Source organism: Ruegeria sp. S84 (assembly GCF_056583445.1).
This window is the reverse complement of record NZ_CM152618.1, coordinates 2,706,259-2,727,961: the sequence shown is the minus strand read 5'-3', so window position 1 is coordinate 2,727,961 and position 21,703 is coordinate 2,706,259. Positions and strand designations below refer to the sequence as shown.

Below are 21,703 nucleotides of genomic sequence, written 5' to 3'. Positions count from 1 at the left end.
CGTGTTGGGCCGCATCAGATTATCCCCAATTCTTTGCCGACCCTGCCAAATGCCGCGAGCGCCCGGTCTAATTCGTCGCGTGTTAGAGCCGCATTCATCTGCGTTCTGATTCGGGCCTGACCACGCGGCACGACAGGGAAGAAAAAGCCCGAAACATAGACGCCTTCGTCAAACAATCGCGATGCCATATCCTGCGCCAGGGTCGCTTCACCCAGCATGACCGGGATGATCGGGTGTTCGCCCGGAAGTAGGTCGAAGCCGAGATTCTCTAACCCGGCGCGCCAGTACTTGGCATTGCCGAACAATTGGGCGCGCAGCATGTCACCTTCTTCAACCAGACGGATTGCCTCAAGCCCTGCGGCAACGATGGACGGCGGCAGCGAGTTTGAGAACAGATAGGGCCGCGCCCGCTGCCGCAGCAGGTCGATCACTGGCTGCGGCCCGGCGATATAACCGCCGATTGCCCCCCCAAGTGCCTTGCCCAGAGTTCCCGTCAGAATATCCACGTCGACGCCGAAGTGGTCCGGCGTGCCCGCTCCGTTTGGCCCCATAAAGCCGGTGGCGTGGCAGTCATCGACCATCACGATGGCGTCGTATTTGTCGGCCAGCTCGCGAATCTTCGGCAGATTGGCCAGATAGCCATCCATTGAGAACACGCCATCGGTTGCGATCATGATATGCCGCGCCCCGTCCTCGCGCGCTTGTTTCAGCCACGCTTCGAGGTCGTTCATGTCGTTGTTCATGTAGCGATAGCGTTTTGCCTTGCACAGCCGTACCCCGTCGATGATCGAGGCATGATTTAGACTGTCAGAGATGATGGCGTCTTCGGGCCCTAACAAAGGCTCAAACAACCCGCCATTGGCGTCGAAGCAGGCAGCGAACAGAATTGAATCGTCCTTGTTCAGGAACTTTGCCAGCTTCTGCTCAAGTTCGCGATGAATGTCCTGCGTACCGCAGATGAACCGGACCGAGGCCATGCCGAACCCCTTGGGCTCCATGACGCTTTTGGCGGCGTTGATCAGCGCGGGGTGATCGGCCAAACCCAGATAGTTGTTGGCGCACAAGTTGATCACCTGCTTGTCGCCCACCGTAATCTCACCGCCCTGAGGCGAGGTGATCATTCGTTCGCGCTTGTACAGACCCTCTGCCTCAATCTGCGCGAGTGTATCCGAAATATGGGACAGGAATGCATCAGCCATGGCGACCTCCGTTAATCTGAGTCGCACGTCTAACATAGCGGATGAAATTCCCAAATAGGAGAATTACAGTATTTGGGAAAAATATCCGTGAAGGCGGAATCTTGCCCGTTCAGGCGTTTTTTACGATCAGGAAAACGCGGGCCGGGTTTTCAGCGCTTATCGAATGCGTAATATCGGCGGCATACCGGGCGGTATCCCCTTGTTTCAGATCGCTGGATGCCGTTCCCGAAGTGACACGGACGGCGCCTTCCAGCACAGTCAGTTGCTCCCGTGCGCCGCGCGCATGAGGTTGGCTGTTCAGGCTCCCATTGGCCTGAAACTGAATATCATAGACCTCGTGTCCTCCGGCCTCTTCGGGGGAGAGAGGATGCGAATCCGGCATTTCTCGCCCATATTGTCGATACTGGGCACTTCTGCTTGACGCAGCACTTCGATCTGGTCGGTCGTTTTGGCGTCTTCCAAAAGTCCGGCGAAATCCACCTGCAGAGCGCGTGTCAGGTTCCACAGAGTCGAAATTGTGGGGCTGCTTTCGCCACGCTCGATCTGGCTGACCATGGAACGCGAGACGCCGCTGAGGTTGGCGACCGCCTCAAGCGACAGGCCTTTGGCGCGGCGCGCCTCTTTCAATCGGGCGGGCAGGCGCGTCAGAATATCGTCTGTGTTTTCCGTCATGACGGAATCCATGGGTGTTGCGCAACGTAATGTCAATTCCGGCGTGACAGTGAGTCTCAATATGAAGATCATGCTGCAGGTGCATAATGGGCGCGAGACTTGGAGGAGAAAACATGACGGACATAGTAATACTGGACGGTGCGCGCACAGCCATCGGGACCTTTGGCGGTGCGTTGGCCTCGACCGCTCCGATCGATCTGGCGACCGTGGCGACCGAGGCGGCAATGGAGCGTTCGGGCGTTGAAGGCGCGCAGATTGATCATGTTGTCTTTGGTCATGTGATCAACACCGAACCGCGCGACATGTATCTGTCGCGAGTCGCCGCAATGCAGGCGGGTATTCCGAACGGGACTCCGGCGATGAACGTGAACCGGCTGTGCGGTTCGGGGGCGCAGGCAGTAGTGTCGGCGGTGCAGGCGCTGATGCTAGGCGATACCGAGTTTGCCGTGGCGGGCGGTGCCGAAAGCATGTCGCGCAGCCCTTATGTCGTACCGCAGGCCCGTTGGGGGGCGAAGATGGGCGATGTCAAATCGCTCGACATGATGCTGGGCGCGTTGAACTGCCCATTCGGCACCGGGCATATGGGGGTGACCGCCGAGAATGTGGCGGATGAACACCAGATCAGCCGCGAACAGATGGACGCGTTTGCGCTGACCAGCCAGACCCGTGCGGCTGCGGCGATTGAGGCCGGGTATTTCGACAGCCAAATCGCGCCGGTGCAGGTCAAGGTCAAGCGCGACATGGTCGACTTCAAGGTCGATGAACATCCCAAGGCCACCACTGCCGAGGCGCTGGCCGGATTGCGCCCGGTATTCCAGAAAGATGGGCGGGTGACGGCGGGCAACGCCTCGGGCATCAATGACGGCGCGGCGGCGATGGTGTTGGCGACAGCGGATGCTGCAGAAAAGGCGGGCTTGAAACCCAAAGCGCGCGTGATTGGCTATGCCCATGCCGGCGTGCGACCCGAGGTGATGGGCATCGGCCCGGTTCCAGCTGTGCAGAACCTGTTCGCAAAGACGGGTCTGTCTTCAGATGATTTCGACGTGATCGAAAGCAACGAGGCGTTTGCGGCGCAAGCTCTGGCCGTCAATCAGGAATTGAGTCTGGACGCTGCAAAGGTGAATCCGAACGGTGGGGCTATTGCACTGGGCCATCCGGTGGGCGCCACAGGGGCGATTATCACGCTTAAGGCGTTGTATGAGTTGGAGCGTATTGGTGGATCGAAAGGTCTGATCACCATGTGCATCGGGGGCGGTCAAGGCATTGCCCTCGCCATCGAGCGGCTCTGAGTTGGACCGGGGCAAGGGGGGCTGTCTGCCCCCTATCGCGCCGGGGCGCGATTCCCCCCGAAGGTATTTTTAGCCAGATGAAGCGGTCGTGTTGGTTTAGCTGAGTGCGAAGATCACCAGCGTCGCGGCTATGCCTGCGGCCGCGCCGATCGCTGCTGGCAGAAGGTTTGCGATGAAACCCGGGGTCTTTGGGTCGTCTTTTTGAGTCTGGGCAATAAGGGCATTTTCCACCAGACCGGGCAAGCGGGGGCCGAAACGGGCAAGCACCAGGGCGGTTTTGCCGAAATCGCGCAGGGCGGCGCGGGGGCCGATGGATTGTTTGATGTAATCCTCGACCACCGGTCGGGCGACCTCCCAGATGTTCATGTGATCATCAAGCGAGCGGGCGACGCCTTCGACCACCACCATGGTGCGTTGCAGCAGGATTAGCTCGGTGCGGGTTTCCATGCCAAAGCGTTCAGTGACTTCGAACAGGTAGCTCAGCAGCCGACCCATCGAGATATGGGTGGCGTCCATGCCGAAGATCGGCTCACCTACCGCGCGCAAGGCGCGAGCGAATTCGTCGACGTCCTGATTGGCAGGCACATAGCCTGCTTCGAAATGGACTTCAGCCACGCGTTTATAGTCGCGGCGGATGAAACCAAAGAGAATCTCGGCATATACCCGGCGAGTATATTCATCGATATGACCCATGATGCCGTAGTCATAGGCGATAATGTCCCCGTTCGCAGCGACCTTGAGGTTGCCTTGGTGCATGTCGGCGTGAAAATAGCCGTCGCGTAGCGCGTGCAATAGGAACAGGCGGAGCACGCGCTCAGCCAGATCGCGGCGATTATGTCCGGCAGCGTCCAGCGCGTTGTTATCTCCCAAGGGAATGCCATCAGCCCAGCTGAGCGTCATGACGCGGCGTGCGGATAGCGACCAGACCACCGGAGGCAGCCAGAATCCGGCATCATCCTTGGTATTGGCAGCGTATTCCGAGGCGGCGGCACTTTCCAGACGCAGGTCCAACTCGCCGCGTACTACGCCGTCGAAATGCTCGATCACTTCCATCGGGCGTAGGCGGCGCGCTCCGGGGGCGCAAAGTTGCACCATACGCGCGGCGAAATAGAACGCGTCTACATCCTTGCGGAAGGCGCGCTCGATACCCGGTCTCAGGACTTTGACAGCAACGTCTTCGCCTGTGCTGGTCAGCTTGGCCTTGTGAACCTGAGCAATCGAGGCAGCGGCGATGGGTTCACTGAACTCACTGAATATCTCTGACGTCGGTTGGCCTAACTCTTTCTCGACCTCTGCCATTGCTTCAGCTTTGGAAAAGGGCGGCAGCTTGTCTTGCAGAACACGCAGTTGCTCGGCCAGTTCATTTCCCACCACGTCGGGGCGGGTCGAAAGCACCTGCCCGAATTTGATGTAAGCCGGACCCAATGCGGTCAGGGCACGGGTGGCGGGCGGCATCTCGGGGTCGCCCTTGTAGCCCAGCCATTGGAACGGTTTGCCCAGCGTATGCGCCAGAATACGTACGGCGCGCGGCGCTTCAAACGCGTCCAGCACCACATTCATGGCACCGGTGCGTTCCAGCGTGGCGCCCGTCCGGACCAGGCGAATGATGTTGTGGGGGCCGCGCATCTAGATCTTCCAGCCAGAATGCAGTGCGGCAATGCCCATGCTCAGGTTGCGGTATTTGGCGTTTTCGAACCCGGCGGTGCGGACCATGTTCAGGAATGTCTCCTGATCTGGGAACTTGCGGATCGATTCCACAAGGTACTGATAGCTGTCGTAGTCGTTGGCGATCAGCTTGCCCATACGCGGGATGACATTGAAACTGTAGAGGTCGTAAAGCTTCTGCAGCCCGTCATTGGGTAACTGGCTGAACTCAAGCACCATCAGACGACCACCGGGCTTCAGAACGCGATAGGCCTCGTTCAGCGCCTCTTGCGGGCGGGTGACGTTCCGGATGCCGAAGGAGATGGTGTAGACGTCGAAGGTGTTATCCTCGAAGGGCAGCGCCATCGCATCGCCCACCACCCAATTCAGGCTGTCGGACATCTGGTCGGCCTCCGCGCGCTGGCGGCCTTCGACCAGCATCGGCTCGGTCAGGTCCAGCACGGTAGCATGGCCGTGGCCTGCGCGCTTCAGAAAGCGGAACGAGATATCGCCGGTGCCGCCCGCCACATCCAGAAGCCGCTGACCGGCGCGCGGGGCAAGCCAGTCCATCATCGCGTCTTTCCAGACCCGGTGGATGCCCATCGACATCACGTCGTTCATCACGTCGTATTTCGAGGCGACCGAATTGAACACGCCCTGTACGCGGCCGGCTTTTTCAGCCTCGCGCACGGTTTCGAACCCGAAATGGGTGGTCTTGTCGTTGGTGTCGGACATTTGCCTTGCCGTTTGTCGAATTTCGCCTCTGTTATAGGGCGATAAGAGGCGGGCACAATGCGGCCCTTTGGAATAGGAGCCCTGTAATGCCCGAATTGCCCGAGGTCGAGACAGTAAGACGCGGCCTGAGCCCCGCAATGGAGGGCGCAGTGATCGAAAGGGCAGACGTGAATCGCCCCGATTTGCGTTGGCCTTTCCCGGCTCGGATGGCCGAGCGGCTGACGGGGCAACGGGTGGATCGGCTGCGGCGACGGTCGAAGTACATTCTGGCGGATCTCAGCAGTGCCGAGACGTTGTTGATCCATCTGGGCATGTCGGGGCGGATGACGGTCTCTGGCGATCCGCTCGGACAGTATGCGCATGAGCATCCGATGGCGCAGAAACATGATCACGTGGTGTTTCATATGGCTAATGGCGCACGCATCACCTTCAACGATCCGCGCCGGTTCGGGGCAATGGACCTGCTGCCGACGGCAACGGCGGAGCAGCACAAGCTGCTATCGGTTCTGGGACCTGAACCGTTGGGTAATGATTTTCACGAACAGCACCTGATAGACGCCTTCAAAGGCAAGAACAGCCCGGTCAAATCGGCGTTGTTGGATCAGGGAATCGTTGCCGGTTTGGGTAATATTTACGTCTGCGAAGCGCTTTATCGCGGCAAGGTGTCGCCACGTCGCAAAGCGGGACAGATTTCTGCGCCACGCGTTGCGGCCCTTGTGCCGATCATCAGAAAAGTGTTGCAGGACGCGATTGAAGCGGGGGGTCATCGCTGCGCGATTTCCGCCAAGCCGATGGAGAACTTGGATATTTTCAGCACAGCTTTGACGTCTACGGCCGCGAAGGAGAGCCTTGTCGAACCGAGGGTTGTGGCGCTGAAATCAAGAGAATCACCCAGTCCGGTCGCTCATCCTTCTATTGCGCGCAATGCCAAAGATAACTTGATCCAGCGAAATCGCGTGATAAGGAATCGTACCTGAACGGAACAACCGGAAGCTTACACCTCATGGCTTTTGAGACGATCATCGTCGAAATCGAAGACCACGTCGCCCTTATCAAGCTCAACCGCCCCGATGCGATGAACGCGCTGAACACCCAGTTGCTGGGTGAGCTGTGCGAGGCGCTGGAAGATGCGGATAGCAATGACAAGGTGCGCTGCATCGTCATCACCGGCTCGGACAAGGCCTTTGCCGCCGGTGCGGACATCAAGGAAATGTCCGAAATGAGCTTTGTCGATGTGTTCGACGTTAATCTGTTTGCGGACGCCAATGATAGGGTTTCCGCGATCCGTAAACCTATCATCGCTGCCGTTGCCGGTTACGCGCTGGGCGGCGGGTGTGAACTGGCGATGCTGTGCGATTTCATCATCGCTGCCGACACCGCCAAGTTCGGCCAGCCCGAGATCAATCTGGGAGTCATCGCGGGGCTTGGTGGCAGTCAGCGTCTGACCCGCTTCGTAGGAAAGTCCAAATCGATGGACATGAACCTGACAGGCCGCTTCATGGACGCTGAAGAGGCCGAGCGCGCGGGATTGGTCAGTCGTGTCGTGCCCGCCAAAAAGCTGATCGAAGAGGCAACCGGTGCGGCGCAGAAGATTGCAGAGAAATCGCAGATCACGGCCATCGCGGCCAAAGAGGCTGTGAACCGCAGCTATGAGCTGCCGCTGAGCGAAGGCATGCTGTTTGAGCGTCGGGTGTTCCATTCGATGTTCGCGACAGAGGACCAGAAAGAAGGCATGGCCGCGTTTCTGGAAAAACGTGCGGCTCAGTTCCGCGACAAGTGATCGTAATCGTCGCCTAGTGATATTAGGCGGGCAGACCCCGCCTTTTTCCCTCATCACATACTGGAAGAATCAGCTTGGCAAACCTGCCAAACTTGGTTAGAGACCGCCGTCATACATGCGCGTGCGGCCCGCTTGGCCCGACTCACACTCGTGATTTCTGATCCGGTGCGGATATGTCCGTGGCGCGCAACTCAAGATAACCGTACCGAACAAAAGGTCAGAGACACATGGCAAATTCGCCCCAGGCAAAGAAACGCGCCCGTCAGAACGAAAAGCGCTTCGCCGTCAACAAAGCGCGTCGTTCGCGCATCCGTACCCACCTGCGCAAAGTTGAAGAAGCGATCGCATCCGGCGACAAGGACGCGGCTACCGCAGCCCTGCGCGCCGCTCAGCCCGAGTTGATGCGTGGCGTCACCAAAGGCGTCTTCCACAAGAACACAGCAGCCCGCAAAATGTCGCGCCTGTCGGCGCGCGTCAAAGCGCTGGGCTGATTCTTTGGGAAAACGCGTCAAGCGTTGATTTGCGAAAAAGGCGTCGCTGATTGCGACGCCTTTTTCATTGTTGCCGGAAAGCCGCGTCTTCACGAAGCCGAGAGATTCTTTCGCCCAGAACCCCGAGTCAATATCAGAGTTTCGTTGCCCGGACCCTTGGGCTCTTGCTACGACTTAGTCAGCGATTCACTCGCTTGGGGGGACAGGCTGTTCCAAGGATCTGACCGACGGGCATCGGAAAGATTTAGGAACGAATGTTCGAAAGCTGGCTTCGGTCAGTTGGACGATCTGCTCTGGGTCTCGGGTTAGCCGAAGATCCTGGCCCTGTCGATAAATTGGAATATCATGCGCATCCCGGATTCCGGGTGTGCCCCCATTTTGGGGCCGTGCTGTATTGGACTGCGATGATATTCGAGCGTACCCGCCAGACCATCAGGTTTGGCGAAACGTTCCCTTGTGTGTGAGCGCCATAAAGGCCCGTAATTCGGGACACATTAAAAAGGCCTTAAGGCCAATAATGAATGGGATGCGTGAGGCGCCGAATGACACAAGAGAAATGGGGACAACTGCGTAGCAAATTGATGAAGGCGGTTGGGAAGAACAATTTTACCACCTGGATTGAACCCTTGGAGTTTCAGGAGTTGCAGGATGGTGTAGCGGTGTTCTCGGTGCCGACCAACTTCATGGGCAACTATGTCAGTCAGAATTTTGCGGACCTTATTCTCTATGAGCTGAACACATCGGGCGAAAAGGTTCAGCGCTTGGCATTTCGCACAGCGGCCAATTCGTCAGCCCGTCCCACATTGGTGGAAGAGCCCAAGCCATCTCCCGCGCCAGAAACCCGGCCCGCTGTCACAGATACAGCCAACGATGCGCTTGAAGCACTACAGGCTGCGCCACTGGATGCACGGTTTACCTTTGATAGCTTTGTTGTTGGCAAACCCAACGAACTTGCACATGCCGCAGCTCGCCGCGTATCCGAGGGCGGACCGGTAACTTTCAATCCGCTTGTTCTTTACGGTGGTGTTGGACTGGGTAAAACCCACCTGATGCACGCGATTGCGTGGGAGTTGAAAACCAAGCACCCCGAGTTGAATGTGCTTTATCTGTCAGCGGAACAGTTCATGTATCGCTTTGTGCAGGCTTTGCGTGAGCGCCGCATGATGGATTTCAAGCACTTGTTCCGTTCGGTCGATGTGCTGATGGTCGATGACGTGCAGTTCATCGCTGGCAAGGATCTCGACGCAGGAAGAATTTTTCCACACGTTCAACGCGCTGGTGGATCAGAACAAGCAGATCATCATCTCGGCCGACCGCGCGCCGGGCGAGATCAAGGACCTTGAAGACCGCGTAAAGTCACGCCTGCAATGTGGCCTTGTCGTCGATCTTCATCCCACAGACTACGAATTGCGTCTGGGAATCCTGCAGAACAAAGTGCAGCAGTACAGCAGCACTTATCCCGATCTGACCATTGCTGATGGTGTATTGGAGTTCCTTGCACACCGCATCTCGACCAATGTGCGCGTGCTGGAAGGGGCGCTGACCCGCCTTTTTGCCTTTGCCTCGCTGGTCGGGCGCGAGATCGATATGGAGCTGACGCAGGATTGTCTGGCCGATGTACTGCGCGCCTCCGAGCGCAAGATCACCGTCGAAGAGATCCAGCGAAAGGTCTCGGATTATTACAACATCCGCCTCAGCGATATCATCGGCCCTAAACGCCTGCGGTCCTATGCGCGTCCGCGTCAGGTGGCGATGTATCTGTGCAAGCAACTGACCAGTCGGTCGCTGCCTGAGATTGGCCGTCGATTTGGCGGGCGCGACCACACCACGGTCATGCATGGCGTGAAGCGCATCGAGGAGCTGAAGTTGACCGATGGCCAGATTGCCGAAGATGTTGAGATGCTGCGCCGGGCCTTGGAAGCCTAAACCGCACTGAATCCTTGAAAAACACCCCGGGCTATTGCGTTCGGGGTGTTTTCTTGTGCGCTATTGTCCACGGTTGAGAATGATCTGGTGTGTTTCACGCGCGCTGCTCTTGACCACCGAGGCAATCCGACCCAGAAATCCGTAAAAAATCCTTGTGCCTCAGGGCTGAGACGCTAACGTGCCAGTCCCGCCTATTTCGGCACGCAAGTCAAAGGAACAGAGGGTATGAAGATCAGCATCGAACGCGGCACCCTTCTCAAGGCCGTTTCGCAGGCCCAGTCAGTTGTCGAACGTCGCAACACCATTCCCATACTTGCCAACGTGCTGATCGAGGCCGAAGGCGATCAGGCGCTGTTTCGTGCCACCGATCTGGACATCGAAGTGGTCGACAAGGCCCCCGCGCAGGTCGAGAAAGCGGGCGCCACGACTGTTGCGGCCACAACGCTACATGAGATCGTACGCAAACTGCCTGATGGGGCGCTGGTGACCCTGACCGCAGATAGTGCAGCTGGGCGGTTGACCGTGGAAGCGGGGCGCTCGAATTTTTCTCTGGCCACGCTGCCGAAAGAAGATTTCCCGGTAATGGCGTCTTCAGAATACCAATCGAACTTTACGGCGTCGGCGGCATTGTTGCGCCGGCTGTTCGATAAATCGAAGTTTGCCATTTCCACGGAAGAGACGAGATATTATTTGAACGGCGTTTACATGCACGTTGCGGATGGTTCCGAGGGCGGAAAGGTACTGCGTTGCGTGGCGACTGATGGTCACCGCTTGGCACGGATCGATGCGGATCTGCCGGATGGTGCAGCGGATATGCCGGGCGTGATCGTGCCCCGCAAAACCGTGGGCGAACTGCGCAAGCTGCTGGATGATGACGAGATGGACATCGCCGTCTCGGTCAGCGAAACCAAGGTGCGGTTTGCAACACCTGACATCACGCTCACCTCGAAAGTGATCGACGGAACGTTCCCGGACTACACACGCGTCATCCCGCAAGGCAACACGCGCAAGTTAGAAGTGGACGCGGCTGAATTCGCGCAGGCCGTGGATCGTGTGGCGACAGTTTCGTCCGAACGGTCGCGGGCCGTCAAACTGCAGTTGGATGCGGATAAGCTGGTTCTGTCAGTGAATGCACCCGACAGTGGTGCGGCTGAGGAAGAGCTGGCAGTTGCTTACGGGGATGAGCGTCTGGAGATCGGGTTCAACGCCAAATACCTGCTCGAAATCGCGTCTCAAGTGGATCGTGAAAATGCGGTGTTTATGTTCAATTCGGCAGGTGATCCGACACTGATGCGCGAAGGCAACGACCAAAGCGCGGTATACGTCGTAATGCCGATGCGCGTCTGATTGCCTCGACTGGGTGATCTCTAACGAAAGAGAGGGGTCATGGGATTGGCCCTGACCGAGCTTACGGTCTCGCATTTTCGGTCTCATAAGCTGGCGCGCCTGTCGTTGGACGGGAGGCCAGTGGCGATACATGGGCCAAACGGGGCCGGTAAGACCAACATACTGGAAGCGGTTTCTCTGTTCTCACCCGGGCGCGGGATGCGGCGGGCAAGCGCCGCTGAGATGACACGGCGCCCCGAGGCGCTGGGGTGGAAGCTGATTGGGCTATTGAATGCGCAAGGACAGAATTTCGAGATTGAAACCTGGTCCGAAGGTGGTGCGGCGCGGCAGGTGCGGATTGATGAGAAGACCTCAAGCCAGATTGAATTGGGAAAGCTGGCGCGGGTAGTTTGGTTAATCCCATCGATGGACCGTCTCTGGATCGAAGGGGCCGAAGGGCGGCGGCGGTTCCTCGACCGGATCGCGCTGAGTTTTGATCCGGCACATGCCGAGGCATCTCTGACCTATGAAAAAGCGATGCGCGAGCGGAACCGGTTGCTGAAAGAACAAGTTCGCGATGCCCATTGGTACGCGGCGCTGGAAGGGCAGATGGCCGAGATGGGGCATCGCATCCACGCCGCGCGGTTGAGTGCGTTGGAGTATCTGCGCTCAGCACAGGATAAAGCTGAGACGGCCTTTCCGTCAGCGGATCTTGAATTGGTTCAAACCGAAGGTGCAATGCCTGAGACGGCGGAAGACTTGCGAGAAGCTTTGGATGAAAGCCGGTTTCGCGATCTGGCCGCCGGGCGGACTTTGGTCGGCCCGCATCGATCAGACCTGTATGGTGTATATTCCGCCAAGGGCGTTCCTGCCAAAGATTGCTCGACCGGTGAGCAGAAAGCACTGCTGGTATCGCTGATCCTATCAAACGCGCGAGCGTTGGCGGAGATGGTTGGAGCACCTCCTATTGTATTGCTGGATGAGGTGGCCGCGCATCTGGATGCGGGTCGGCGCGCTGCGTTGTATGATGAGATTTGCGCGCTGGGCGCACAGGCCTGGATGACGGGCACCGGGCCTGAGCTATTTGCGGAATTGGGGGATCGAGCCCAAACGCTGGTCGTTACCGAAGGCGACGAGGGCTCGGTCGTCCGCGTTTAGGCAGGCTCGCCGACTTTGCGTTCCCAAAGGAAGCCGCGCATCACTTCGTCGACCGGGGTTTTGGCCATGTGGTTGACGTAGTTCGACATGGTTTTTTGTGCCAGACCCAGTACGACATCCAGGACCGCACGGTGGGAATAGCCAGCGTCAAAGAAGGCCTGCAGCTGTTCCTCAGTCGGGTTTCCACGGGTTTCCATCACTTGCAGGGTAAAGGTGCGTAGCGCTTCCAGCTTGGCCGTGGGCAGCGGAGTTTCGTTGCGCAGCGCCTCGGTGATCTCGTCAGAGACTTTCATCATCTTTGCGATGCCGGTATGCGCAGGCACACAGTAATGGCATTCGTTTTCGACATTGATGGTTTGCCAGACAACGGTTTTTTCGTCGTTGTTGAAATCGGTCTGCAGAAACAGGCCGTGCAGAACCTGATAGCCTTCCAGATGCTGGGGGCTTTCGGCCATTACTTTATGAAGACCGGGCAGGCGGCCGAATGCAGCCTGAGATTTCTCAAGCAGCGGCTTGGACCCTTCCGGGGCGGTTTCTAGGTCGTGAGACGGGAAATTGGCCATGTCAAAACTCCTGTTTCTGGCGCGATGAGTCGTATTTAGGGTTTCTTGAGCGATCACTCAAGTATATATTTGAGCGAACGTTCAAGAATTGGTGAAACGATGCCCCGCAAACCCTCATATGACCGAGACGCGCTTATCGCGCAGGCGCGAGACATTTTTTGGCGTCACGGCTGGGCGGGGACGTCGCTTAAGGATCTCGAGCGAGAGCTGAAGCTTAAACCGGGCAGCTTCTACGCGGCGTTCGGGTCGAAAGATGCGCTCTACGCCCTGGCGTTAGAGCGGTATACTCGGGAAGGGGTTGCCAATATGAAGGCTTTGGCGCAGGAATTGGGCCCGCTTGGTGCTCTTAAGGTGCAACCTCGTCGTGTGATCGAGGCGTCGGAACTGCCAACAAAAGCCTGCATGTTGGCGAAGACTTATGCGGAATTGCAAGCCAAAGACCATGATTTGGCTGATCAGGCGCAAACCCACATGGCTGACATGAAAGCTTGTTTTGCGGACCTCTTTCGCAGCGCGCAGAAGGCCGGAGAAATCGCGCCAAGTCATGACCCGGATCGCTTGGCGGCGCGCTATCAATCCGACCTTCTGGGGTTGCGATTGTCAGCCGAACGGGACGATGTGAACGCGGCAGAAATCGCCGAGGATATTGCAGCAGACCTTGATCGGCTTTGATCCGCAAATTAAGCGGATCAGAACCACAAAATATGGGGGGAGCACGTGACAATCCCCACCAGAAAACGTATAAGTTACCAAAATAATATAGGTACTAACGGCATGTCCGAAGACGCACAGGCACCCCAAGAATACGGCGCTGATTCCATCAAAGTTCTCAAAGGCTTAGAGGCAGTTCGCAAACGTCCCGGTATGTATATCGGGGATACGGATGATGGTTCGGGTCTGCACCATATGGTGTACGAGGTTGTCGATAACGGAATTGACGAGGCGCTGGCCGGTCATGCCGACCATGTGACTGTAAAAATTCACGCGGATTCCAGCGTTTCGGTCAGCGACAATGGACGTGGAATCCCGGTGGATATCCACCCCGAGGAAGGCGTTTCAGCGGCTGAAGTCATCATGACCCAACTGCACGCTGGCGGTAAGTTCGACAGCAACTCGTACAAGGTGTCAGGCGGTCTGCATGGAGTGGGCGTCTCGGTGGTGAATGCGCTATCCGATTGGCTGGAACTGCGCATTTGGCGGGCCGGCAAGGAACATGTGGCGCGTTTTGAGGGCGGTGAGACGGCGGAACATCTGAAAGTCGTCGGCGAGTGCGGCGATCGCACAGGAACCGAGGTACGATTTCTGGCCTCGACCAACACGTTTTCGAACCTCGAATACTCGTTTGAGACGCTGGAAAAGCGCTTGCGCGAGCTGGCTTTCCTGAACTCAGGCGTGCGGATTATTCTGATCGACGAACGCCCTGCTGAGCGGCTGGAAACCGAACTGTTCTACGAGGGTGGCGTCAAAGAGTTTGTCAAATATCTCGACCGGTCCAAGACCCCGGCGATGCCCGAACCGATTTATATCAAGGGCGAGCGTGACGATATCGGCGTGGAAATCGCGATGTGGTGGAACGACAGTTATCATGAGACCGTGCTGCCCTTCACCAATAACATCCCGCAGCGCGATGGCGGCACCCATGTGGCTGGCTTCCGTGGTGCACTGACCCGGACGATCAACAACTATGCTCAGTCCAGCGGGATCGCGAAGAAGGAAAAGGTCAGCTTTACCGGTGACGATGCACGCGAAGGCCTGACCTGCGTGTTGTCTGTGAAAGTGCCCGATCCGAAATTCTCGTCCCAGACCAAGGACAAGCTGGTCAGCTCTGAGGTGCGCCCGGCGGTCGAAGGTTTGATGAACGAGAAGCTGGCTGAATGGTTCGAAGAGAACCCGAATGAGGCTAAGGGGATTGTCGGTAAAATCATCGAGGCAGCATTAGCGCGCGAGGCCGCCCGTAAAGCCCGCGAATTGACTCGCCGCAAGACGGCGATGGATGTGAACTATCTGGCTGGTAAGCTGAAGGATTGCTCTGAAAAAGATCCGTCCAAGACTGAAGTTTTCCTGGTCGAGGGGGACTCGGCTGGTGGTTCTGCCCAGACCGGTCGAGATCGGCTGACTCAGGCTGTTCTGCCTTTGCGTGGCAAAATCTTGAACGTGGAACGGGCGCGGTTTGACCGGATGTTGTCGAGCCAAGAGATCGGTAACCTCGTGATGGCGCTAGGCACCGGCATTGGCCGCGACGAATTCAACATCGAAAAACTGCGTTACCACAAAATCGTCATTATGACGGACGCAGATGTTGACGGCGCGCATATCCGCACCCTCTTGTTGACCTTCTTCTACCGGCAAATGCCAGAGTTGATCGAGGGCGGGTATCTCTACATCGCTCAACCACCACTATACAAGGTTTCTCGCGGTAAATCAGAGGTTTACTTGAAGGACCAGGCCGCGCTGGATGATTATTTGATCAATCAGGGCGTCGAAGGCGCAGTACTTAAATTAGGCTCGGGCGAGGAAATCATCGGCCAGGACCTGACCCGCGTAGTGGATGAAGCGCGCCAGCTGAAGCGAGTGCTGGACGCCTTCCCAACGCATTATCCGCGCCATATTCTGGAGCAGGCTGCTGTAGCCGGTGCCTTCGTGCCCGGCGCTGTTGATGCCGATTTGCAGGGCGTGGCCGACAAGGTCGCGGCGCGCCTTGACTTGATTGCACTGGAATACGAACGCGGCTGGCAAGGCCGCATCACACAGGATCACGGCATCCGCCTCGCGCGCATCCTGCGCGGTGTGGAAGAAGTACGCACACTGGACGGCCCCATGTTGCGTTCGGGTGAGGCCCGCAAAACCGGCAGTTTCACCCAAAGCCTGCAAGAGGTCTACAACACCCCCGCAACGTTGGTGCGTCGCGATCGGGGTCAAGTCATACACGGCCCGCTCGACCTGCTGCGCGCGATTCTGGAAGAAGGCGAAAAGGGCTTGTCGCTGCAACGCTACAAAGGTTTGGGAGAGATGAACCCCGATCAACTCTGGGAAACAACGCTGGACCCGGACGCACGGACCCTGTTGCAAGTACGCGTGGATGATATGGTCGAGGCCGATGATCTGTTCACCAAGCTTATGGGCGACGTGGTAGAGCCGCGTCGTGAATTCATTCAAAAGAATGCTCTGAGTGTGGAGAATTTGGATTTTTGAGCGGCTGTAGGTTTGCGCAAAACACTTCGCGCACCCCATAAGTTTGCGTAGTTTGCCCATAGTTTTGCGCAGCGCGATTGTCTGCCTTAGCGATGAATTCAATCAGTTCTTTGCGTAGTCGTCGCGGTTATGGCCCTTGGCGTTGCTCAATCCCGCAAAGGGTCTCCCAAAGAAACCTTGGGATCTATGCAGCCTATTTGGTTGGATTCTCGCGAAGGTCTGTGATGCGCAGAAAGCAGACTTTGCAAAGTCGGACGGACGGCCCAAACCGGCCGTTCAACTTCGGTGGATCGAATGACCGCTGTCAATTTTCAACAGTGTTCCGGCTCAGCCTTTATCTTGAAGTCCGAACTTCTTGGCAAACTGACGCGATACGTGGTTGCAACTCGTACACTTTTGAAGTGTGTTTGCCATAATTCGCCATTCATTGGGGCCGCAGACTAAGTGTTTGATCAATCGTTTTCACCTAATAACCTAAGTAGAATTACAGAAATCGAAAACCGGCGAAGTTCGAACAAGAGTCTCGAATTCTTTCCTTCTGTTCTGGTTGCCACCGAAGAGCTAAAAGATTGCATAAGGGCGACCAAACACTTCCGAGCCACTCACAAGCACAAGTATTCGGCAGCCGACCAAGCGATTTTTGACGCACTCAAGGAAGATCGTGAAAATGCTAGGAAAGCAAGGGATCAAGAGTTGCTTTCCTGTTTGGCGAACATCTCGGATGAAATATCAAAGAAGAGCTTTAGGATAAGCATACGCAGGGTGGGAGGCCCCAATGGAAAGCCTGTCTATGTTGTTCCTGAAACACCCGTGGACTCCTATGCGCAGAGCTACTACGCGATCAAACAAATCGCCAATAACATCTCCAGAATCTACAAAGTAAGGCAAGCGAATAGAAATCAAATTGTAACGCAACTGAGCGACTGCCTGAGTGACGGATTTCCGTATCACGTGGTCAAATTGGATGTGCAAGAGTTCTACGAGTCGGTCGACCACTCTATTTTGCTTTCCAAGCTGAGATCTGATCAACTCTTAAGCGCGACGACAATGCGTCTGATCGAACGCCTTCTATGGGACTATGCTGCGGCTGCAGGAACCGCGGCACGGGGTTTGCCGCGCGGCGTAGGTCTTAGTGCAATCTTGTCAGAGCTGTACATGCGAGATTTCGATGATCGGATATCGTCGCTTGAGGACGTCGCTTTTTTTGCTCGTTACGTTGATGACATCATCGTGCTTTTTGCCCCTACGAAAGGTTCCACTACCGACGACTACCGAAAGAAAGTTGTCGAAGAACTTAGGCGCAAGAGGCTCCTCGTTAATGCGAGCAAGTCTACAGAAGCTCCTCCGGCTACTGAGCTGACGTACCTAGGCTACAAGTTTCGTTCCGTGCGGAGTACTTCGTGTACGGTTCTGATGAGCGACGCAAAGTTTCAGAAATACAAGAAAAGGCTCGACGCGTGTTTCACGAGATACAATCGACAACGGGCAAAGAAGTCTAAGAAAGCATACAGGTTGCTCGTCAAACGTGTGCAGTACCTCACTGGAAACACGCAGCTAACGCACAGCAAGCAAAACGCGTTTGTGGGTATCTACTTCAGCAATCCACACCTGACCGATTTGTCTCAGCTTCAAAGACTAGACGATGCACTGGCTACGCACATTGGTAAGCTAGCACACAGCGCAAGTCTAAGGACCAAGCTTCAGGCGTACTCATTTCAAACTGGATATTCTGAAAGAACATTCCGTCGGTTCCACCGGTTGCGTGAATTTGAAGAGATAACAAAGGCTTGGAAGTATGGTCAGTAAACGCTCGATCCCGGCAAACTTTAGCTACCACAGACCGATACTCTCTGACGTTCATCCCTTCGAAGTCCCGCCGACCTTCAGCAACGGAGGTTTCTTTGACTTTGTTACCAAGCACGATGTGAGACTCGAGCAAAGAGGTCGAGATACATATGTTGTTTGGGAGTGTCCGGATGCTGGATTGGATGAGGTCATTCAATTATTGTTCGGAACCTGCCGAAAGCACCCGCTGACTTCACCACCACCGAGAAAAGACCGAAAAACTATTGAGAACCCTACGCAAAGCAATTTTCTCCGAGATGGCAAAACGATATCCAAAAGAGAATGGAAGCTTTCGGAGTATGCTATGCGAACAAAACCCTATGGTTTTGATATTGCACACAAAGAGCGCGAGTTCCGCAGGCTGTCTGTAATTCACCCGAGAAATCAACTGGCTGTCGCTCATTTTTATAATCGGAACAGTGCCAACATAGTCTACCATGCTGGCCTAAGTGAGTTTTCGATTAGGCATCCAGCGTCGGTGGCAAAGACAGTGAAGTTTTCTGATCGTTTGTTTTATGAGCGTCGATCAAGAATCGCCGACTCAGTTGAACAAAATTCAAAAGAATACGAAAATCTTGGCTCGTTCTTCTCCTACAGAAGCTACAGCAACATTTTTAAGTTCTTCGAGCACTATAAGTATCATAATGCGGAAAAGAAGTTCGACCTCCTGCTTCGGCTAGACGTGTCAAAATGCTTCGATAGCATCTACACACATTCATTACCTTGGAGCACTTTGGGAACCGCAGCGGCTAAAGACTTTCTGGATAAATCTGGAAACACCTTTGGCGGTAGATTTGATCGACTTATGCAGGAAATGAACCAAGGCGAGACCAACGGTATAGTTATTGGCCCTGAGTTCTCCAGAATATTTGCTGAGATTATTTTGCAGTACGCTGACAGGAACTTTCAGCGGTCAATGTTCGAAGTGCATGGTTACCGTCATCGAGACCACTATCAAGCTTTCAGGTATGTGGACGACTACTTCATTTTCTGCACATCTCAAGTGGACTTGAGTCACGTCGAAAGGCAGCTTGGGATCGCACTGAAAGAGTTGAAGCTTGGCGTCAACGCGTCGAAATCTACGGTCATACAAAAACCGATTATCACGAAGCTCACGATTGCAAAGAACCGTGTTCGTTCAGTGCTTGGAGAGTGTATCGAAATCTATGAAAAGGAGGTAGATGACCCAAGCGGGTCTGGAGCGAAGGTGAAGAAATTCACCCCAAGAGTTCGTTCCAATAACCTGATCGTTGGCTTCAAGAGTATCCTTCAGGAGACCGGCGTCGAGTACAAGGATATCCTAAACTACTCCTTTGCAGCACTTGAGAGAAACACTTCAAAAATCTTCCTTAGAAACGAACAAACACAGAAACCTCTGAGGGACGAGCGAAAACTGACTCAAGCCCTCATTGGAATATTGGAGTTTTCGTTCTTTGTTTACGCTGCCGATCCAAGAGCAAACATTTCGATCCGCCTCGCTAGATTGATCTCCATAGTGGTCGATCAAATGCACGAAGCTGGTATTGGACGAGATAGTAAACACCAGGTGTTCAAGTACATCTTTGACAATGTTGCGCGGCAGCTACGGCGAACTTCAACGAAAGGGCAGCCCAACATAGAGGTGATGTACTTAATTTTAGCTTTGAGAAAACTCGGGAGGGAGTATCTCGTGTCTGAAGAAGCGCTGGCTGAATACTTTGGAATGGACGACAGCGGTCAAGGCAAAAGTTACAAGGCGAGTTCTGAGATTGACTACTTCGCGGTGACTGTTGGTTTGAGCTACGCGACCGGAAAACGGCGGTATTCGAGATTTCGTCAGGCCTTAGAAGAGGCGCTTGTAGCCAGAGTCAAGAGCCGGGCGGCCTATGTTCACAACGAGGCGGAACCCTTGATGGCGTATCTTGATATTGCGTGCTGTCCATTCGTTTCGGCTCGAACCAAATATCGACTTGCACGGGTTTATGGGCATTCAGTCACAGACTTCCGCGCCATCAAATCAGCTTCGCCATTTTGGTTCACGGACTGGAAGGGTTTTGACTTGTCCATCGCGCTGGACAAGAAACGCACACGAGAAGTATACTGATGGCAGAGCTTCGCCTAAACTAAATTGCCCGCCTTTCAGGCTATGCGGCACACACACAAGCTCCAAGATCAGGCAGCCTATAAACGGCAACTGATCACGCTGGCGGGGGGCGGACCGCCGGCTTATCCTCTTTACGTTTATCCTGCAGCGAAAGTCCGGTTCCCGCCTGACCTGCGGATCGGCAATGACCGCTTCGGGCTGCTACTCGACAAACGAATAAACCGCAGAGGATGCATCGAGCGATCAGCGCCGGCGTTGTTTCTGCGTGCCGGTTTGCAGGTCTCGGACCTAAAATCGCTGGACAGAGTCCTAGCTGCTGGTGACTGTTGAAGCCACTGTCAGCGGTGGAGTTTTTTGTGGAACATATTGCACAAATGAACATGGGGTACTTGCTGCACCCGCTAGGAGATCCCCGTATTGCGGGGTTCGAGGACAACTCGGATCGTCTAAACTCTGTCGCAGATCGATCCAAAGGTTTTATCTGGCGCCTTCAAGGAGAGGGCTACGATCTACCGGAGAACGACACCGGTGCATTGTTTGGTCGGCCACAGGTCGCACTGGCGACACTATCGACTTGGCAGAGCTTTGCAGATTTGGAGCATTTTGTTCACAGGACTATCCATGGTCAGTTTCTAGATCGCCGGACGGAGTGGTTTGAGCATGTCGGTGAGCCAAGCTATGTCATCTGGCCGATCCAGGCTGGCCATATACCGAGCCTGACAGAAGGAAAGGAAAGACTTCATCGGTTGAGAACAGATGGGCCAAGTTCGGAGGCTTATGATTTTGCAACTGGTAGAGACATGGTTGCTAGACAAGCAGCTCAGCGCCTACAAAGTTAACACAACTATTCTTTGGTTCTTTTACTTACTCCTGAACCACCAAGTCTTTAAAACGCTTGGCTCCAACTTCTGGTAGTGTTGCGAAACGAATTCCATCAAGACCAATTTCATCTCGGAGCTTTGCCAGATGTTTCAGGTCATAACCAGAGTCTTGAGGTACGATTAAGAGCGCCTCTGGTACAAGTCTCCTAAGGAGCCAAAGATAGCCAAGCGTGTTTATTGCGAACTGTCTTTCTACTCTTGTCCTGTGCGCGTTTATTTCGACCGCTACCTTGGGCTTCCCGTCAACTTCGATGACGTAGTCAGGATACAATGAGCCTAGGCTCCTTCCGTCTTTGAGCACCGCGTTATCGGATCCGAACATCTTAGGCCCGTATACCCTGAGAAAAGAGAAAACAGTTTGATCAAAAATTTGCGCGCGTTGAGGAGAGGATAGTTTTGAAAGATTAGTATCCGAGTGCTTTTCTGCTCGCTCCTGTCGGAGTCGGTCGAACTCGGCCTTTAGCTCGACTTGTCTCATTTGTCCGCCGAAGACCTGGGGCGCTAGTCTTTCAGCAGTGGTCGGATCCAGTTCTTCTATTTTCATCAAAAACATGACCAGGGTCATACCCAACCAAGCTGGTCTATCTTTTTCTACGTCAGGAAATCTCTTTTTTAACCACTTGTATGCTTCGAGCGGGTTTCTCAGGGTATGAGCACGCTTCCCTCTTAGTTCCGCCACCATATTCAGAACTTCCGAAGATGTGCGAAGGTCATATTTTATTGGGTTTTCGACCGCTTCTGCTAAGGCCTCGCCAAAATCTATCCAATTATCTTTTTTTGCCACGTCTTCGAGGCCGTTGCTTTTTCGCATCGGTTAGTTCACCATTATTGTGCATCGTCAACAATTATTTGCAAAATACGACGCTAATATTGTAGGGAATACCCTATGAAAATCGACAGTAGAGCAGAAATCCCTGCG

General features: G+C 55.1%; 17 protein-coding genes and 2 pseudogenes. 13 read left to right on the top strand and 6 right to left on the bottom strand.

Annotated elements, in window-relative coordinates:
• Positions 1-14: 14 nt before the first annotated feature.
• Entirely contained in the window at positions 15-1,199 is a 1,185-nt protein-coding gene (locus AC1DFB_RS13710) for a glycine C-acetyltransferase (protein ID WP_170408661.1), read from the bottom strand.
• Between the two features lie 109 nt (positions 1,200-1,308).
• Positions 1,309-1,871 (bottom strand): annotated as a pseudogene (locus AC1DFB_RS13705) (helix-turn-helix domain-containing protein).
• A gap of 113 nt (positions 1,872-1,984) precedes the next feature.
• Here AC1DFB_RS13705 and AC1DFB_RS13700 point away from each other — a divergent pair.
• Positions 1,985-3,160 (top strand): acetyl-CoA C-acyltransferase family protein, encoded by a 1,176-nt coding sequence (locus tag AC1DFB_RS13700; protein WP_480921488.1) that lies wholly within the window; start codon positions 1,985-1,987, stop codon positions 3,158-3,160.
• A gap of 96 nt (positions 3,161-3,256) precedes the next feature.
• On the opposite strand, the gene ubiB is transcribed toward AC1DFB_RS13700, so the two are convergent.
• Together ubiB and ubiE are read right to left on the bottom strand one after the other, a co-directional pair.
• A complete protein-coding gene (gene ubiB / locus AC1DFB_RS13695) occupies positions 3,257-4,786 on the bottom strand; it encodes a 2-polyprenylphenol 6-hydroxylase (protein WP_170408659.1) in 1,530 nt (509 codons plus the stop codon).
• Positions 4,787-5,539 (bottom strand): bifunctional demethylmenaquinone methyltransferase/2-methoxy-6-polyprenyl-1,4-benzoquinol methylase UbiE, encoded by a 753-nt coding sequence (gene ubiE / locus AC1DFB_RS13690; protein WP_170408658.1) that lies wholly within the window; start codon positions 5,537-5,539, stop codon positions 4,787-4,789.
• A gap of 86 nt (positions 5,540-5,625) precedes the next feature.
• Here ubiE and mutM point away from each other — a divergent pair.
• From mutM to recF, 7 genes and pseudogenes are all read left to right on the top strand, one after another.
• Positions 5,626-6,476: pseudogene (gene mutM, locus AC1DFB_RS13685) on the top strand (bifunctional DNA-formamidopyrimidine glycosylase/DNA-(apurinic or apyrimidinic site) lyase).
• 66 nt (positions 6,477-6,542) lie between these two features.
• Positions 6,543-7,319 (top strand): enoyl-CoA hydratase, encoded by a 777-nt coding sequence (locus tag AC1DFB_RS13680; protein ID WP_170395375.1) that lies wholly within the window; start codon positions 6,543-6,545, stop codon positions 7,317-7,319.
• A 227-nt stretch (positions 7,320-7,546) separates the two neighbouring features.
• Entirely contained in the window at positions 7,547-7,810 is a 264-nt protein-coding gene (gene rpsT, locus AC1DFB_RS13675; RefSeq protein ID WP_010442545.1) for a 30S ribosomal protein S20, read from the top strand.
• A 542-nt stretch (positions 7,811-8,352) separates the two neighbouring features.
• Complete coding sequence (locus AC1DFB_RS13670) at positions 8,353-9,153, top strand: DnaA ATPase domain-containing protein (protein WP_480921487.1); 801 nt, start codon at positions 8,353-8,355, stop codon at positions 9,151-9,153.
• The gene (locus AC1DFB_RS13665; protein WP_480921486.1) at positions 9,089-9,736 is read left to right on the top strand and encodes a chromosomal replication initiator protein DnaA; all 648 of its coding nucleotides are present in this window, start codon (positions 9,089-9,091) and stop codon (positions 9,734-9,736) included. Before AC1DFB_RS13670 ends, AC1DFB_RS13665 begins: the two co-directional genes overlap by 65 nt.
• Positions 9,737-9,961: 225 nt before the next feature.
• Positions 9,962-11,083, top strand: coding sequence for a DNA polymerase III subunit beta (gene dnaN, locus AC1DFB_RS13660; protein WP_010442547.1), 1,122 nt, complete (start codon positions 9,962-9,964; stop codon positions 11,081-11,083).
• A 39-nt stretch (positions 11,084-11,122) separates the two neighbouring features.
• Positions 11,123-12,220, top strand: coding sequence for a DNA replication/repair protein RecF (recF, locus tag AC1DFB_RS13655; protein WP_480921485.1), 1,098 nt, complete (start codon positions 11,123-11,125; stop codon positions 12,218-12,220).
• Here the strand turns inward: recF and AC1DFB_RS13650 are convergent.
• Positions 12,217-12,783 carry a carboxymuconolactone decarboxylase family protein gene (locus AC1DFB_RS13650; protein ID WP_170423365.1) on the bottom strand — a complete coding sequence of 189 codons (567 nt, stop codon included), beginning with the start codon at positions 12,781-12,783 and terminating at the stop codon, positions 12,217-12,219. The two genes, recF and AC1DFB_RS13650, sit on opposite strands and share 4 nt — an antisense overlap.
• Positions 12,784-12,882: 99 nt before the next feature.
• On the opposite strand from AC1DFB_RS13650, the gene AC1DFB_RS13645 reads away from it, so the two are divergent.
• The 5 genes from AC1DFB_RS13645 to AC1DFB_RS13625 all read left to right on the top strand — a co-directional run bounded on the left by AC1DFB_RS13645 (position 12,883) and on the right by AC1DFB_RS13625 (position 20,742).
• A complete protein-coding gene (locus tag AC1DFB_RS13645; protein ID WP_170408653.1) occupies positions 12,883-13,455 on the top strand; it encodes a TetR/AcrR family transcriptional regulator in 573 nt (190 codons plus the stop codon).
• A 102-nt stretch (positions 13,456-13,557) separates the two neighbouring features.
• The gene (gene gyrB, locus AC1DFB_RS13640) at positions 13,558-15,975 is read left to right on the top strand and encodes a DNA topoisomerase (ATP-hydrolyzing) subunit B (RefSeq protein WP_170395385.1); all 2,418 of its coding nucleotides are present in this window, start codon (positions 13,558-13,560) and stop codon (positions 15,973-15,975) included.
• A 444-nt stretch (positions 15,976-16,419) separates the two neighbouring features.
• Entirely contained in the window at positions 16,420-17,781 is a 1,362-nt protein-coding gene (drt3a, locus tag AC1DFB_RS13635; protein ID WP_480921484.1) for an antiviral reverse transcriptase Drt3a, read from the top strand.
• Positions 17,771-19,903 carry an antiviral reverse transcriptase Drt3b gene (gene drt3b, locus AC1DFB_RS13630; RefSeq protein WP_480921483.1) on the top strand — a complete coding sequence of 711 codons (2,133 nt, stop codon included), beginning with the start codon at positions 17,771-17,773 and terminating at the stop codon, positions 19,901-19,903. Before drt3a ends, drt3b begins: the two co-directional genes overlap by 11 nt.
• A 356-nt stretch (positions 19,904-20,259) precedes the next feature.
• A complete protein-coding gene (locus AC1DFB_RS13625) occupies positions 20,260-20,742 on the top strand; it encodes a DUF3291 domain-containing protein (protein ID WP_480921482.1) in 483 nt (160 codons plus the stop codon).
• A gap of 25 nt (positions 20,743-20,767) precedes the next feature.
• Here AC1DFB_RS13625 and AC1DFB_RS13620 read toward each other — a convergent pair whose 3' ends face one another.
• Positions 20,768-21,595, bottom strand: coding sequence for a hypothetical protein (locus AC1DFB_RS13620; protein ID WP_480921481.1), 828 nt, complete (start codon positions 21,593-21,595; stop codon positions 20,768-20,770).
• Positions 21,596-21,703 lie beyond the last annotated feature (108 nt).